Raw genomic sequence first — 14,988 nt, forward strand, 5'->3', positions numbered from 1 at the left:
TTTCGCACGGGGAGTTTGTGTTCGGATGTTTTCCCGGCCGGGTTTTGGCGTCGTAACGACGCTTTTAGGGGGCGGAAGATTTTGCCGAACCGGGCGCCGTTCGGTTTTGGCTCCGGGCGACTTTTTGCTATCTTTGGCGTCGTAACGACGCTTTTAGGGGGTCGGAAGATTTTGTCGAACCGGGCGCCGTTCGGTTTTGGCTCCGGGCGACTTTTTGCTATCTTTGTGTTTTAAAAGGTTGCAAAAGTATGTTGAAAAGCCGCTGTTGCCTGCTGTTCCTTCTGCTGTCGAGCCTGCAGGCTGCGGCGCAGCATCCCGACGACGAATACTATCCCTATGCCGAACGCGAGGAGCGGCGCGAGGTGCTCACGACCGATTCCGCGATCTTCTACCGTGCCGTGCAGGGCGTCTCGGACCTCTACGGCGATCATACCGATTTCAATTTGCCGCAGGTGGCGCGGAAGCGCCGTGGGCTGGACTATCGCGCCATGCGCACATCGCTTTCGGGTGTGGACCTGCCGTATCGTTACCTTTCGCTCCTGCGCCTGTTGGGGGCCGAAGAGGAACGTTATGCGGGGCTTGCTGCTGCGCCCGGGGAGTGGGGCTCCGCCGGCGGGGTGAGGCTGTTCCGGTTTCCGGAGGGAGAGCCGCTGCAACCTTATTTCGCTTCGGTGCGCTTCACTGACCGCAACTACCTTGTCGGGGCCAAAGTCGCCGCTGCAAGGACTTTCGGCGGAGGATGGAGCCTTTCGGCCGCCGCCGATGCCCGCACGGGCCGTGACATGCATGTCGAAGGGGTCTTCACAAACGCCCTGACCGCCGGACTGCGCCTCGCCCGGCGCTTTGGCCCGGGACATGAATTCGCCCTTCTCTGCATCGTGCCGCCCTCGATGCGGGGTACGCGCCTCTCCTCCTCCGAGGAGGCCTTTTCGCTGACGGGCGACCGGCTCTATAACCCTGCGTGGGGATTTCAGGACGGCCGGGTCCGCAACTCGCGCGTGCGGCGCGAGACGATCCCGCTGGCAGTCGCCGCTTATGAAGTTCCGCTGTCGCCTGCTACCTCGCTCACGGCGGCGTTCGGCGCCGAGGCGGGCGTTTCGAAATACAGCATGCTCGACTGGTACGACGCCCGGACGCCGATGCCCGACAACTACCGCTACCTGCCGAGTTATGCCGGCGACCGGGAGACCGAACTGGCGTGGCGTTCGAACGACACGCGCTACACGCAGGTCGATTGGGACGAGCTGGTCCGCCGCAACCGCATGGCCGCCGGACACGCAGTCTATGCGCTGGAGGACCGTGCCGAGCGGCTTTGCAACCTCTCGCTGAACGCCCTTTTCACCACCGATGCCGACGCCCGGCTGACGTTCCGTTACGGGATTGCCTTCCGCCGTGAAAACACACGCTCCTATAAACAAATGCGAGACCTGCTGGGTGCGGAGTACGTCACCGATATCGACCGCTTCCTTGTCGATGACGACACGTACAGCAACCTCTTGCAGAACGACCTGCGGCATCCCGACCGCACCATCCGCGAGGGCGATCGCTTCGGCTACGACTATACGCTCACCGTCCGCACGGCCTTGGTTCGCGTGCAAGCCGACTACCGAGCCGATCGTTTCCGGGCCGACCTTTCCGCCGAGCTGGGCAGCGGGGCGGTCAGCCGCCGGGGCCATTACGAGAAAGAACTCTTTCCCGGGGCGCAGTCCTACGGACGCTCGCGGGTGATGCGTTTCACGCCTTATGCGTTTCGGGTTGTTGCCGGCTGGGCCTTCTCGCCGCGCTGCTACCTCGAAGCCGCCGTGCAGGCTGATGCACGGATGCCCGCGGCGGAGGACCTCTTCTACCAGCCCCTCTACAACAACCGTACGGTCGACGATCCCGTGTCCGGACGTACCTATGCCGCCGAACTCGGCTGGCGCCTCACGGGACCCGTCCTGGACCTGCAGGCGACGGCTTTCGCGGTGCTGACGCTCGACGGCACCGAGACGCGCCGCTATTACGACGATATGGCTTCGGTCTACTGCGATATGGCCGTCACCGGGATCGGACGCCTCTCCTACGGTGTCGAAGCCGCCGCCGACATCCGGTTGTCCTACCGCTGGCGGCTGTCGCTGGCCGCTTCGGCGGGGCGTTACAAATACGCCCGCGATCCGGTCGTCACGGTGCTCTCCGACGTGGACAATTCGGTCGTGGACCTGCGCGCCGTCAGCCGCATGGGCGGCTGCGAGACGGGCGGGGCTCCGCAGCTGACTGCCGCCGCCGAATTGGCGTGGTTCGGGACGAAAGGGTGGGGATGCCGCGCTTCGGCGGGCTATGCCGGACGCCGCTATGTCGAGCCGATGCCCCTGCGCCGCACCGACCGCATTGCCGGTCAGGGCGGCATCACGCGCGAGGCTTTCGAAGCCTTCACCCGGCAGGAGCGGCTGGCGGATGCCTTCACGCTCGATGCTTCGCTGTTCAAAAGCTTCTATTTCGACCGTTCGCGGCTGACCGCGGCGCTGATGCTCCGCAACCTGCTGGGCGATGCCGATACACCTTACGGCGGTTACGAATCGTTACGTGTGCGCCGCATCCGGCCGGGGGACGATACCCTTTACACGCCCCATGCCACGCGCTACACCTATGCGTGGCCTCGTTCGTTCTATCTTACAGTCTCTTACCGATTCTGACCCGTTGGTAAAAAAATGTCCGATTTTTTTGGATTTTACGGTGAAATTCGTATTTTGTAAGGGCGAAAGAACCCTAAAACTTCCAAAACCATGATTATCGGTATTCCAAAAGAGATCAAGAACAATGAGAATCGCATTGCTCTTACCCCTGCGGGCGCTCAGGAGCTCGTAAAGCGGGGCCACCAGGTTTATGTGCAGGCTTCGGCCGGTGTAAACAGCGGTTTTACCGATGATGATTATATAGGTGTGGGGGCCGAGATGCTCCCCACCATCGAGGATGTTTATGCCCGGGCGGAGATGATCGTCAAGGTCAAAGAGCCCATCGCTCCCGAGTACAAGCTCATCCGCCGGGACCAGTTGGTCTTCACCTACTTTCATTTCGCCAGCAGCGAACCCCTCACGCGGGCCATGGTCGACAGCGGGGCGGTCTGCTGCGCCTATGAGACCGTCGAACGCGCCGACCGTTCGCTGCCGCTGCTGATTCCGATGTCGGAGGTCGCGGGCCGCATGGCGGCGCAGGAGGGACGTTATTTCCTCGAAAAACCCCGCGGCGGCAAAGGCGTCCTGCTGGGCGGCGTTCCGGGGGTGAAACCCGCCAAGGTCTTTGTGATCGGCGCCGGGGTGGTCGGCACGGCCGCTGCGCGCACGGCCGCCGGGACGGGGGCCGACGTCACGATCTGCGACATCTCGCTGCAACGCCTGACCTATCTGGCCGACGTGATGCCCAAGAACGTCAAAACACTGATGTCCTCCGAATACAATATCCGGCAGGAGTTGAAACACGCCGATCTGGTGATCGGCTCGGTGCTGATTCCGGGCGCCAAAGCCCCGAAACTCGTCACGCGCGACATGCTGAAGGATATGGAACCCGGCACGGTGATGGTCGACGTGGCCATCGACCAGGGCGGGTGTTTCGAAACTTCGCGTCCCACCACCCACGAAGATCCCGTCTACTATGTCGACGGGATGCTCCACTACTGCGTGGCCAATATTCCGGGCGCCGTGCCCCGCACCTCGACTCTCGCGCTCACCAACGCTACGCTTCCCTATGCCATTCAACTGGCCGACAAGGGCTGGCGGCGCGCCGCGAAGGAGAATCCCGAGCTGGCTCTGGGGCTGAACATCATCGGCGGCAAGGTGGTTTACAAACCCGTTGCCGACGCCTGGGGGCTGCCTTACGAACCGCTGGAACTCTGACGCTTCCGGTTCCGCGGCGGCCTTCCGAATCCCGGAACGGTCCGAAAGGCCGCCGCGATGCCGTAAAAAGGCGGATTGTAGTCCGAAAATTCGTCCCTATTATTTTTGAAATTCTTGAATAATTTGTATATTTGCAAGTAAACGAATAGGTTACGATGTCCGTCTGTGTTTCGAACCGTGCAAAAAACAGGGCGAAATATTACACGATCCTTAGGAGGACGGCGGATTTTCATTACAGATCGTAATTAAATGGTCCCGAAATTTAGGTGCGAGGTTCGGCGGCGTGCGGATGTTCCGGACGCCGGGTGCCGGACGACGGTTTCCCGTACCGACTGAATATAGTGCGCCGTCTCAGAAACCGGACGGCAATAAAAAACAAGAGTCATGAAACAAATCGCCAAGAATCTTTCCTTCGCAGGGATGTTGCTGCTCGCCGGCTTCTTTGCGTCGTGTAAGGACGACGAAGATCCTATCAGGGATCTGACCGTCAAAATTCCCCCCCCCACGCGGGCGAATATGTAATTGAACAGGGGCAGAATTTAGAAATACCCTTTACGGTAGGTGAGGCGAAGAACGCCGAACTGACCGCTTCAGCTTCGGCTGACAAGACCGAATACACGGTCGCAGCGACTCTTTCCGCATCCGATCCCGGATCGGGAGTCATCACGGTAACGGCACCCGATCTCATCCTTTCTCCCGTTACCGTCACCATCACCCTCAAGGTCGACGATTCCAAAACACAGCGTTCCGCAACCGGGACGGTGACCGTATCCTCGAAACTCATCGACGGATTCACCGAAATCACCGCTCCCGCCAACTGCTACATAGCAGCTCCCGGAGCCCTCGTGAAATTCCCCGCAAATATCGGCAACACGACCGAAAAGGCCGCTTTCCAGACGGCGGATCTCCTGTGGCAGGACGCCGCCGGAATGGTCGAACAGCTCATTGCCGCTCCCGAAGAGAATTGCGTCTATGCGATCCTCAAATCCGGTGTGAGCGGCAACGCCGTCGTCGCCGTCAGGAACGCCGACGGAGTCATCGTGTGGAGCTACCACCTCTGGGTGGCCGATTTCGACCCCGATGCGAACATCATGACCTGGACCGACACCGAGAGCGGCACCTCTTATAAAATAATGGACCGCTACGTGGGCGCCGTCAGCAACCAGCCTGGTAGTGATCTCTCCAACGGCCTGTTCTACCAGTGGGGCCGCAAGGACCCGTTCGGGACCTCGAACTACGAGGGCAAGCTGAAAGCCATGTACGACATGGCCGGCGAAGAGGTGACGCGCACCGTCGAGGCCTGTGCCGCCGAGGACAATATTCCCAATTCGATCGCCAATCCGCTGACCCACTATTCGGGTGTGAGCGGCGGCAATTACAGTTGGCTCACGACCGTCAAGGCCAATATCGCCACCGACGCCATCAAGGACCTCTGGGGGGCCGAGTCGGGCACGCAGACCAAATACGATCCGTGTCCGGCAGGCTGGCGCGTGGCTCCGCAGGCCGCCTGGAAATTCTACAACGACGCCGCTGTGACCAAGGAGATCGTCTTTGCCGCAGGTGTCGAATCTCCGGCGAACAAGGACCAGTTGGGACGTTATATCTCGACCGACGGCGCGACGAAGTTCTATTTCCCGTCGCAGGGCGAGATTGCCCACGGCGGCGGTTATTCGAACGGCATCGGTACGAACTGGCCCTGCGGAAAAGCCTGGTCGTCGACGGTGGACGCGACCTATTTCCGTTCGTTCGGAACGACGGTCTCGCCGACCTCGGCCGGCTACACGGGCGGGTACACCCAGGGGTACGAACTTCCCGTGCGCTGTGTGAAGCTCTGATCGGATTTCAAGAACTTTTAAACCCTAATAGACATGAATTTAATCAACAAACTCGGCAAGAACCTGCTTGCCGCATTGCTGCTGACGGGGGCCGCGACCATCGTGTCGTGCGGCTCGGACGATTCGGACGACGGTCCGAAGCTCGGGGAACTGAAAGCGATCTTTTCGTCGGATAATTTCTCGGTCGAGGCCGGCGGAACCGTTTCGCTGCCCTTTACCGTGACCGGGGTCGAGGGCGCCACGCTCGCCCTGAGTGCTTCGGCTTCCAATACGGCTGCCACGACAAGCGTCACCAGCGACGCCAACTACTCGGGGTCAGTCGAATTCACTGCCCCTGCGATCACCGACGGTGAGAAGATCACCGTGACGCTGACCGTTACCGACAGCAAGAACAATCGCTCGACGACGGCCCAGACCTTGGTGACCGTGGACGCTTCGGAGAAACTCGCCGTTGCGCTGAGTGCCGACATCAAGTCGATGGCCACAAAACCCGGCGGCTCGTTCGAACTGCCTTTCACGGTGACGGGCATCGGCACGGCCACGGTCGCTTCTGACGTGACCCTGACCGCTACGTCGGGCTGGAACGCTACATGCGAGTGGGGTTCGGACAAGAGCTCGGGCAAGATCAAGGTGACGGCTCCGGCCGCGCTCACCCCGACGCTCGCGTTGTCGATGACCATTTCCGACAACCACAACCGCACCGCGAAACTCGAGGCGACGCTGACGATCGTCGAGATTTCGACTGCCGCCAATGCCGCCAACTGCTACATTGTGGCTCCGGGCAGCACGCTGACCATCAAGGCTGTCGAGGGTAACTCGACGACCGAACTCAATTTCAACAATGCCGCGCTCGTATGGCAGGACGCTCAGGGCATGGTGAAGTCCGTTTCGGCGAACAGCTCCGAGAAGGTGGTGGTCGTCCAGCTCAACGCCGGGATCGTGGGTAATGCCGTCGTTGCTGCCAAACTCGACGATGTGATTGTCTGGAGCTGGCATGTCTGGGTTTCTGATTACGATCCGATGAGCGATCCGTTCGTCTGGACCGATAAGTCGACGGGTACGAGCTATACCTTCATGGACCGGAATCTCGGTGCCAAAAATGCCAAGAAATACGATGCAGGTGCGCTCGGCCTGCTCTACCAGTGGGGCCGCAAGGACCCGTTCGTAGGCGCCGACGGCACGGAATCTTCGGTTTATGTGCTCAAATACGACATCGACGGCAACCGCGTGCGTGAGGTCAGCGAGGAGCGTCCGACCTATCCGTCGAGCGATTACGAGAGCACCAACCTCACGGTGTCGATCCAGAATCCCAATACGTTCTATTTCGCACCCAGTTCGTCGTATCCCGTTGTGGATTGGCTGACCGACGACGCACAGCGTCAGAACCACGACCTGTGGGGCGGCGTATCGGGTTACAAGACTAAGTACGACCCGTGTCCCGAGGGTTGGAAGGTTCCCGCAGCGGGTGCCGCATGGGGATTCCGCAAGGAGTACAAAAAGGCCGGTGCACTCAACGATGCGCAGCCCTATGATTCGTCCTATCCCTGGTTCATCGAGTACGATGATGCTTATTGTATCGGCTTCCGTTACAAGCAGGCCGATTCGGGCAAGGAGTACTGGTTCCCCTTTGCAGGTCGGAAAGAGGTGGGCACGGGTGTATTGAACGGTGTGGCCGGCGGGGCTACTTTCCACACCGCGACCTGTCAGAACACGTACGCCATCATGGAGATGCTCGCATGGGGCAATCCGGCGAGCGAGACGGGTCTCAACCGTCCGTACGGTTCTTCGGTTCGTTGCATCAAGGAGTGATGACCGCCCCGGGAGCGTAGAAATCAGAGGGGTTGCCGGCCTGACAGGCGGGCAACCCCTTTTATCAGCAATTCAAACCCGCTTAAAACAGCATGAAATGAAGAGATTTCTGGCAACAGTCATAGCCTGTGTGGCGATCTGCGCCGTGCAGGCCCAGTCCCGCACCGTGCGGGGCACCGTGACCGATGCCGCCGACGGAGCGCCCGTAGTGGGCGTCGCCGTCACGGTGGAGAACGGGACCGCGGCGGCGGTCACCGGGCTCAAGGGCGACTATACGATTAAGGCCTCTCAGGGGCAGACGCTCGTTTTCTCGTTCCTGGGCATGACCACCCAGCGGCACAAGGTCGGCGCGGCCGACGTGATCGACGTGAAGATGGCCGCCGACAACAAAGTGCTCGACGAGGTGATCGTCGTGGCTTACGGAACGACCAAAAAGGAGACGTTCACCGGTTCGGCCGAGATCGTCACGGCCGAGAAGCTCAAGGACCGTCCCGTGACCGATGTCACCAAGATGCTCGACGGACAGGTCGCGGGCGTCATGTCCACCTCGGGCGGCGGACAGCCGGGCAGCGGAGCCGAACTGCGCATCCGCGGTTTCGGGTCGATCAACGCCTCGAACTCCCCGTTGTTAGTGGTCGACGGCGTACCGTTCGACGGCGACCTGAATTCGATCAACAGCAGCGATATCGAATCCATGTCGGTGCTCAAGGATGCTTCGGCAGGAGCCTTGTACGGGGCCCGCGGCGCCAACGGCGTGATCCTTATCACGACCAAACAGAACGCCGGACGGGGCGAAGCGTTCAGCGTGCGCCTGAGCGCCAAGGTGGGCGTCAGTTCGCGGGCCATCCCCTCCTACAACACGATGTCGGCCCGCGAATATATGGAACACATGTACCTGGCGTGTTACAACGATCTGGTCTATACGGAGGGTTACCTTCCGTCCGTGGCCGCGGGGATGACCACCGGCCGGCTTGCACGCCAGATACTCGGCACGGACAATATCTATAATATCTATGACAAGGAGATCGGGCAGCTTTTCGACGCCAACGGCAAGATCGTGAAAGATGCCCGCCCGAAATACAACGAGAGCTGGCTCGACGAGGCCGAAGCGAAATGCCCGGTCCGTCAGGAGTATCAGGTCTCGGTCAACGGCTCGGGTAAGAACAGTCGCTATCTCGCTTCGCTGAGCTATCTCAACGAGGAGGGGACGCTCAAGACCACCGGTTTCGAACGTTATACGGTGCGTGTCGGGGCGGATTTTTCGCCCAAGAAATGGTTCGATTTCGGCGCAAACGTCAACTATGCGCACACCGACAGCCAGTTCCTCGGTTCGGAAGGCACGGCCAACAACACCAATGTCTGGTATTCGGCCATGCTGATGGCCCCGATCTACCCGGTCTACAAGAAGAATCCCGACGGCAGCACCGTGTACGAGGATGACAAAAAGGTCTTCGACTACGGCTCCTCGCGGCCGGCCGGGGCGCAGAACAACCGCAACTCGGTGGCGACGCTTTTCGACGACGACTATTATACGTTGACCGACAACGTCAGCACCCGCGCCTATGTGGGTTTCAACTGGAAAGGACTGAAATTCACCTCCAATATCGGCGTGGACAACGTCAACGCCTACGAGACGACCAATTACAACCCCTTTTCGGGTAACGCCGCCGGTACGGGCCGCCTCACCAAGGAGAGCAGCCGCATGATGAGCTATACGTGGAACCAGTTGTTGTCCTACAAGACGCGGATCGGCCGGCACAACATCGACGCCATGGCGGGCCACGAGTTCTACAATTACAATATGCGTTACATCATTGCCGAGCGCACCGGATTTCCTTTCGCCGACTACGACGACCTGGGCATGGGTTCGACGCTTGCCGAGGCCAATTCGGCGTCCGACAACTATTCGATCAATTCCTACCTGTGCCGCGTCAACTACGACTTCTCCGACCGTTATTATTTCTCGGCAAGCTTCCGCATGGACGCCTCCTCGCGTTTCAAAAAGGAGAACCGCTGGGGAGCTTTCTGGTCGGTGGGCGCTTCGTGGCGCATCTCGCAGGAAAAGTTCCTGAGCGACGTGAGCTGGATCGACAACGTCACGCTCAAAGCCAGCTATGGTGTGCAGGGCAACGACAACCTCGGTTCCTACTACGCCTGGCAGTCGCTCTACGACATGAACTATCCGAACGCCAACCAGTCGGGAGCGGTCATCAACTCGATCGAGAATCAGGACGTGACGTGGGAGAAGAACGGCAATCTCAACGTCGGCGTCGAGTTCCGCCTGTTCGACCGGCTCACGGGTACCGTCGAGTGGTATAACCGCAAGACCACCGACCTGCTGCTGGAGTACCCGATGGCCATTTCGCTCGGTTTCCCGGGCTATTACGCCAATGTGGGCAGCATTGTCAACCGCGGTTTCGACATCACGCTGGGGGCCGACATCGTCACGACGCGCGACTGGCGCTGGAACGTCTCGGTGATGGGCTCCACGCTGAAGAACAAGGTTCTGAAGCTCACCGACAACGGCGAGGACATCATCAACGGCGTCTACATCATCCGCGAGGGACAGGAGATCAACACTTTCTATATGTCCAAGAGCGCGGGAGTCGATCCGACCACCGGCGAACAGCTCTACTGGGCCTATGAGAAGAACGCCGACGGCAGCATGAAGCCCGGTTCGGAGTACGTGACCAACGACGCCACGGTGGCTGCCGGCTGCAAATACCTGCAGGGCAGCCGCATTCCCGACATCTACGGATCGATCTCCTCGTCGCTGAAATTCCGCGGTTTCGATCTGGGATTGCTGTTCACCTATTCGCTCGGGGGCAAGATCTACGACTCGATCTACAACGCCATGATGGAGCCGTCGTTCGTCGGACAGACCTACCACCGCAACGCCCTGCGCACATGGACTGCCCCGGGACAGCGGACCGACGTGCCGCGCACGACGACCACCGCCTCGACACAGATCACCGATCGCTACCTGGTCGACGCCTCGTATTTCGCCGTGAAGAATATCTCGCTGGGTTACAGCCTGCCGAAGCGGCTGCTGGGTAAAGTCGGCATCGAGTCGCTGCGCGTCTACCTGGCTGCCGACAGTCCGTGGACTTTCACCCACCTGAAGGGTATGAATCCGCAGGCCAGCTTCACGGGGTCGACCTCCTATTCCTATACGCCCAACCGTACGTTCACGCTGGGTGTGGACTTAAAATTCTAAACTGCGATGAAAAAATTCAGATACATACTCCTTTGCCTTGCGGCCTGCGCCGGTCTGTCCGGCTGCGGCGACCTGATGGAGACCGCTCCGTCGAACGAGGTGGACAAAAGTTTGATCCTCAAGGATGTCAATGCCGTCAAGGTGGCCATGAACGGAGTCTATTCGACGATGTACAACCGCATCGACTTCGTGACGGCCAACGCCCACCAATGCTTTGGCAACATGGCCGTGACGCTGTGCGCCGAAGTGATGGGCGACGACATGATCCAGACGGCCCAGGGACCCGGATGGTTCTGGAAGGACTACAACTACGAGGCCCGTGTGCGCTATACCAGCAAGATTTGGCGCAGCTATTTCACGTGGAAATACTTTTACGAGATCGTCAGCAACGTCAACTACATTCTTTCAGTCGAGCACACCGCCACGGGGGATGAGAACGAACTGAAATGCGTCATGGCGCAGGCTTATGCCGCCCGGGCGTTCGCCTATTTCATGCTGATCCAGTCGTTCCAGCAGACCTACAAGAAACACGAGACGTGGCCCGGGGTGCCGGTGTACACCGAACCCACGACCAGCGCGTCGAAGGGCAAGGGACGCGGGACGGTGGAGCAGGTCTACACGCAGATCAACGACGACCTGACGGCTGCCCTGACGCGTTTCGAGGAGTGCGGCATCGCGCAGGAGCACATTTCCAACCTCGACTACTATGCCACGAGCCTGCTCAAAGCCCGCGTCGCGCTGGTGCAGAACGACTGGCCGGCGGCTGCCGAAGCGGCTGCCGAGGCGATGAAGAAACCGGGCCGTTCGCTGCTCAGCAGGACCGACGCCACGGTCGTGAAGGGCACGTTCGACGATGCGACGAAGAACTGGACCACGGGCAAGACGCCGTTCAACTCCGTGGCCTCGAGCTCGGTGCTGTGGGGTGCGGAGATGCTCTCGGAACAGTCTACCGTCTATGCGTCGTTCTTCTCCAACATGGATGCCTGCACCGATGTCTACTATGCGGCCGAGACGCCCAAGTGCATCAGCAATTGGCTCTATGCCCAGATTCCCGACACCGATGTTCGCAAAGGGTGGTGGAACGGCAATATCGGCATTCCGGCCGAGGACTGGAGCTACGGGGCCAACATCAACTACAACCAGCATAAGTTTCAGTGGGCCGATCAGAAGGCGCATAAAGGCGATTATATCTTCATGCGGCTGGAAGAGGCTTACCTCATCCGCGCTGAAGCGCTGTGCCGTATGGGTGCCGAATACGAGGACGAGGCCCGCAGCACGCTTCTCGAACTGGGTTCGCGCCGCGACACGGAGTACGCCAGGCGCATCGAATCGCTGACGGGCGGCACCCAGACCTTCGCCACGACGGGCGTTGTGAAGACCCTGCTCGACGAAATCATCCTCCAGCGCCGTATCGAGCTGTGGGGTGAGGCCGGGCGCATTTTCGACATCCTGCGCCTGGCGAAAGGGTGGACGCGCTATTGGGAGGTGAACGGTGAGAAGAGCAACCACACCAACTACCTGAGCAAATATTCCGAGTACCTCAGTTTCCCGAGCGACTACCTCGAGTGCATCATGATGATTCCGCAGGCTGAGATCGATAACAACCCCAACATCACGGCCGCCGATCAGAATCCCTATGTTCAATCCTAAATGCGTATAAACGATGAAATCATTCCATATAGCCGCGCTGGCCGCTGTTGCTGTGTTTGCCGCAGCATCCGGATGCAGTGACGACGTGCAGAAAACCACCTATTCGGGCAGCTCGGGCTTTGGTTTCGCGGCTTCGGTGCTCAATGTGGAGGTCGGTTCGGCGAATGCCAACCAGATTCTCGTGCCGATCTACCGCGGCACCGAGGACGCCCAGATCGCCGAACTGAAATTCGAGTACGACATCTCCAAGGCAGGAGCTTCCGAGCCGTACTGGGCCGATGCCGATCCTGCGGGCATCTTTTCGCTGACCACTCAGCGGGTGATCTTCGCCGATGGGGCGAAGGTGGCCTATGCGCAGGTGCGTTTCACGAATCTCGACCTGCTGGGCATCACCACCAAATATAAGATGCGTCTGACGATCAAGGATTCTCTGAGCCCTTCGAAACGCGATCAGGTGACGATGTCCGTGAGTCGCCAACTGACGTTCGATTACCTGGGCAAGTGCGATTACCACGACGCCTGCGTCTTCGACGGCACCTATAAGGCCGACATCTACCGGGCGCAGGAGGCGGAGATCTACCGCGTGATGGACCCCTATACCGAGGGGCTTATCAAGGAGGAGTACGCTGAGAACGGCTGGATGGGAACCCCGTCGGCCTACGTGCAGTTCGCCGTCGACGCCAAGGGGCAGATCACTTACGAGCCGTTCTGTACGGGCATGATGGTCAATGCGAAATATACGGCCTATGCCTATTATCCGGGCGAGTATGTCTGGGGAAAGGATTTTTCGGATTATAACAAAGAGAATAAGAAGCTGTCGGATAAAGTGTTACAGCTTTATCCGGTCTACTGCCTGCCCGAATATCAGTATGGATTTCTCAACGACGGAGCCTATCCGCTGACCGTTACGTTGCCATAAAAGAGCGCTAAATAAGCAATTTAGGGTATTATTTAAGAATTTTTATTTATATTTGCGAAAACAGGTTTTCGCTTGGATAGGCGGCGCCCGACAGAGCCGACAAGGATCGGCTTTGTCTATGGCCCGCACTGTCTTTGTCTGAGTTTACAGGTTAAAAACAGGTTAGTTATGAGTGAGAGATTGTACATTTTCGACACCACGCTCCGCGATGGTGAGCAGGTTCCCGGCTGTCAGCTGAACACCACCGAAAAAATCGAGGTAGCCAAACTGCTCGAGAATCTCGGCGTGGACGTGATCGAGGCCGGTTTCCCGATTTCCAGCCCCGGGGATTTCAATTCCGTGCTGGAAATTTCCAAAGCCGTTTCCGAACCGACGATCTGTGCGCTGACGCGTGCCGTGGAGAAGGACATCGACGTGGCGGCCGACGCTCTGCGTCTTGCCAAGCACAAGCGTATCCATACGGGTATCGGCGTGTCGCCGCAGCATATTTACGACAAACTGCGCTCTACGCCTGAAAAGATTCTCGAACGGGCCGTTGCGGCGGTGAAATATGCCAAACGCTATGTCGAGGATGTGGAGTTCTACGCCGAGGACGCAGGCCGGGCCGACGTCGAGTATCTGGCGCGCGTCGTCGAGGCGGCCATTGCCGCCGGCGCCACCGTGGTCAACATCCCCGACACGACGGGCTACTGCCTTCCGAACGAATACGGCGCCAAGATCAAATACCTCGTCGATCATGTCTCGAACATCGACCGGGCGATCATCTCCACCCATTGCCACAACGACCTGGGCATGGCTACGGCCAATACGTTGAGCGGTGTCCTGAACGGCGCCCGGCAGGCCGAGGTGACGATCAACGGCATCGGCGAACGCGCCGGCAACACTTCGCTCGAAGAGGTGGTGATGACCCTGCGCTGCCACAAAGACGTCAATATCGACACGAATATCAATTCACAACTGATTACCAAGGCTTCGCACCTGGTGTCGAGCCTGATGAACATGCCCGTGCAGCCGAACAAGGCTATCGTGGGCCGCAACGCTTTCGCCCATTCGTCGGGCATCCACCAGGACGGGGTGCTGAAGCAGCGCCAGACTTATGAGATCATCGACCCGCAGGACATCGGCCTGAACGAGTCGGTCATCGCCCTCACGGCCCGCAGCGGCCGCGCGGCCCTCGTGCACCGGCTCGAACTGCTGGGTTACGACCTCACGCCGGAGGAGCTGGACGCCACCTACGAGAAATTCCTCGTGCTGGCCGACAAGAAGAAGGAGATTCACGATTACGACCTGATCTATCTCGTGGGCGACATCGACCGCATGAAACAGCAGTCCGTGGCGTTGAAATTCCTGCAGGTGACCACCGGAACGCTGGTTCCGACGGCTACCGTGGTGCTGAAATTCGGCGATCACGAGCGTATGGCCATCGCCACGGGCAACGGCCCGGTCGACGCCGCGGTTTCGGCCATCAAAAAGCTCATCAACGAGAAAGTCGTGCTTTCGGAGTTCCTCATGCAGGCCATCACGCGGGGATCGAACGACGTGGGCCGCGTACACGTGCAGGTCGAGTGCGGCAGCCGCACGGTCCACGGATTCGCTGCGCACACCGACACTACGCGGGCTTCGATCGAGGCGTTCCTCGACGCCCTGCGGGCACTCAACGTAACTGAAAAGATCGAGGAGGAAAATTGA

9 protein-coding genes are annotated in these 14,988 nt (G+C 59.5%); all 9 read left to right on the top strand.

What is annotated here, in order from left to right; genetic code table 11:
• Positions 1-248: 248 nt before the first annotated feature.
• The 9 genes from BLU78_RS00590 to BLU78_RS00625 all read left to right on the top strand — a co-directional run bounded on the left by BLU78_RS00590 (position 249) and on the right by BLU78_RS00625 (position 14,988).
• Entirely contained in the window at positions 249-2,672 is a 2,424-nt protein-coding gene (locus BLU78_RS00590; protein WP_010258838.1) for a TonB-dependent receptor, read from the top strand.
• 90 nt (positions 2,673-2,762) lie between these two features.
• Positions 2,763-3,869, top strand: a complete 1,107-nt coding sequence (gene ald / locus BLU78_RS00595) for an alanine dehydrogenase (RefSeq protein WP_010259158.1) — start codon at positions 2,763-2,765, stop codon at positions 3,867-3,869.
• Between the two features lie 384 nt (positions 3,870-4,253).
• The gene (locus tag BLU78_RS14055; protein ID WP_020692623.1) at positions 4,254-4,391 is read left to right on the top strand and encodes a hypothetical protein; all 138 of its coding nucleotides are present in this window, start codon (positions 4,254-4,256) and stop codon (positions 4,389-4,391) included.
• A gap of 239 nt (positions 4,392-4,630) precedes the next feature.
• Entirely contained in the window at positions 4,631-5,704 is a 1,074-nt protein-coding gene (locus tag BLU78_RS00600) for a hypothetical protein (protein ID WP_010259161.1), read from the top strand.
• A 33-nt stretch (positions 5,705-5,737) separates the two neighbouring features.
• On the top strand, positions 5,738-7,513 hold the full coding sequence (locus tag BLU78_RS00605) for a hypothetical protein (RefSeq protein WP_010259164.1): 1,776 nt from the start codon (positions 5,738-5,740) through the stop codon (positions 7,511-7,513).
• Positions 7,514-7,610: 97 nt separating this feature from the next.
• Positions 7,611-10,730: a SusC/RagA family TonB-linked outer membrane protein gene (locus BLU78_RS00610; RefSeq protein ID WP_026020561.1), complete on the top strand. Its 3,120-nt coding sequence runs from the start codon at positions 7,611-7,613 to the stop codon at positions 10,728-10,730.
• A gap of 6 nt (positions 10,731-10,736) precedes the next feature.
• Positions 10,737-12,380: a RagB/SusD family nutrient uptake outer membrane protein gene (locus tag BLU78_RS00615; protein ID WP_010259168.1), complete on the top strand. Its 1,644-nt coding sequence runs from the start codon at positions 10,737-10,739 to the stop codon at positions 12,378-12,380.
• Positions 12,381-12,393: 13 nt separating this feature from the next.
• A complete protein-coding gene (locus BLU78_RS00620) occupies positions 12,394-13,299 on the top strand; it encodes a hypothetical protein (RefSeq protein WP_010259170.1) in 906 nt (301 codons plus the stop codon).
• 168 nt (positions 13,300-13,467) lie between these two features.
• Positions 13,468-14,988: a 2-isopropylmalate synthase gene (locus BLU78_RS00625; RefSeq protein WP_026020562.1), complete on the top strand. Its 1,521-nt coding sequence runs from the start codon at positions 13,468-13,470 to the stop codon at positions 14,986-14,988.

Source organism: Alistipes timonensis JC136, assembly GCF_900107675.1.
GTDB lineage: Bacteria > Bacteroidota > Bacteroidia > Bacteroidales > Rikenellaceae > Alistipes > Alistipes timonensis.

Bases quoted from the DNA above. Each gene is read 5' to 3' on its own strand.
- BLU78_RS00605 (WP_010259164.1), top strand. From the start codon at position 5,738: ATGAATTTAATCAACAAACTCGGCAAGAACCTGCTTGCCGCATTGCTG.
- BLU78_RS00610 (WP_026020561.1), top strand. From the start codon at position 7,611: ATGAAGAGATTTCTGGCAACAGTCATAGCCTGTGTGGCGATCTGCGCC.
- BLU78_RS14055 (WP_020692623.1), top strand. From the start codon at position 4,254: ATGAAACAAATCGCCAAGAATCTTTCCTTCGCAGGGATGTTGCTGCTC.
- ald (WP_010259158.1), top strand. From the start codon at position 2,763: ATGATTATCGGTATTCCAAAAGAGATCAAGAACAATGAGAATCGCATT.
- BLU78_RS00625 (WP_026020562.1), top strand. From the start codon at position 13,468: ATGAGTGAGAGATTGTACATTTTCGACACCACGCTCCGCGATGGTGAG.
- BLU78_RS00615 (WP_010259168.1), top strand. From the start codon at position 10,737: ATGAAAAAATTCAGATACATACTCCTTTGCCTTGCGGCCTGCGCCGGT.
- BLU78_RS00590 (WP_010258838.1), top strand. From the start codon at position 249: ATGTTGAAAAGCCGCTGTTGCCTGCTGTTCCTTCTGCTGTCGAGCCTG.
- BLU78_RS00620 (WP_010259170.1), top strand. From the start codon at position 12,394: ATGAAATCATTCCATATAGCCGCGCTGGCCGCTGTTGCTGTGTTTGCC.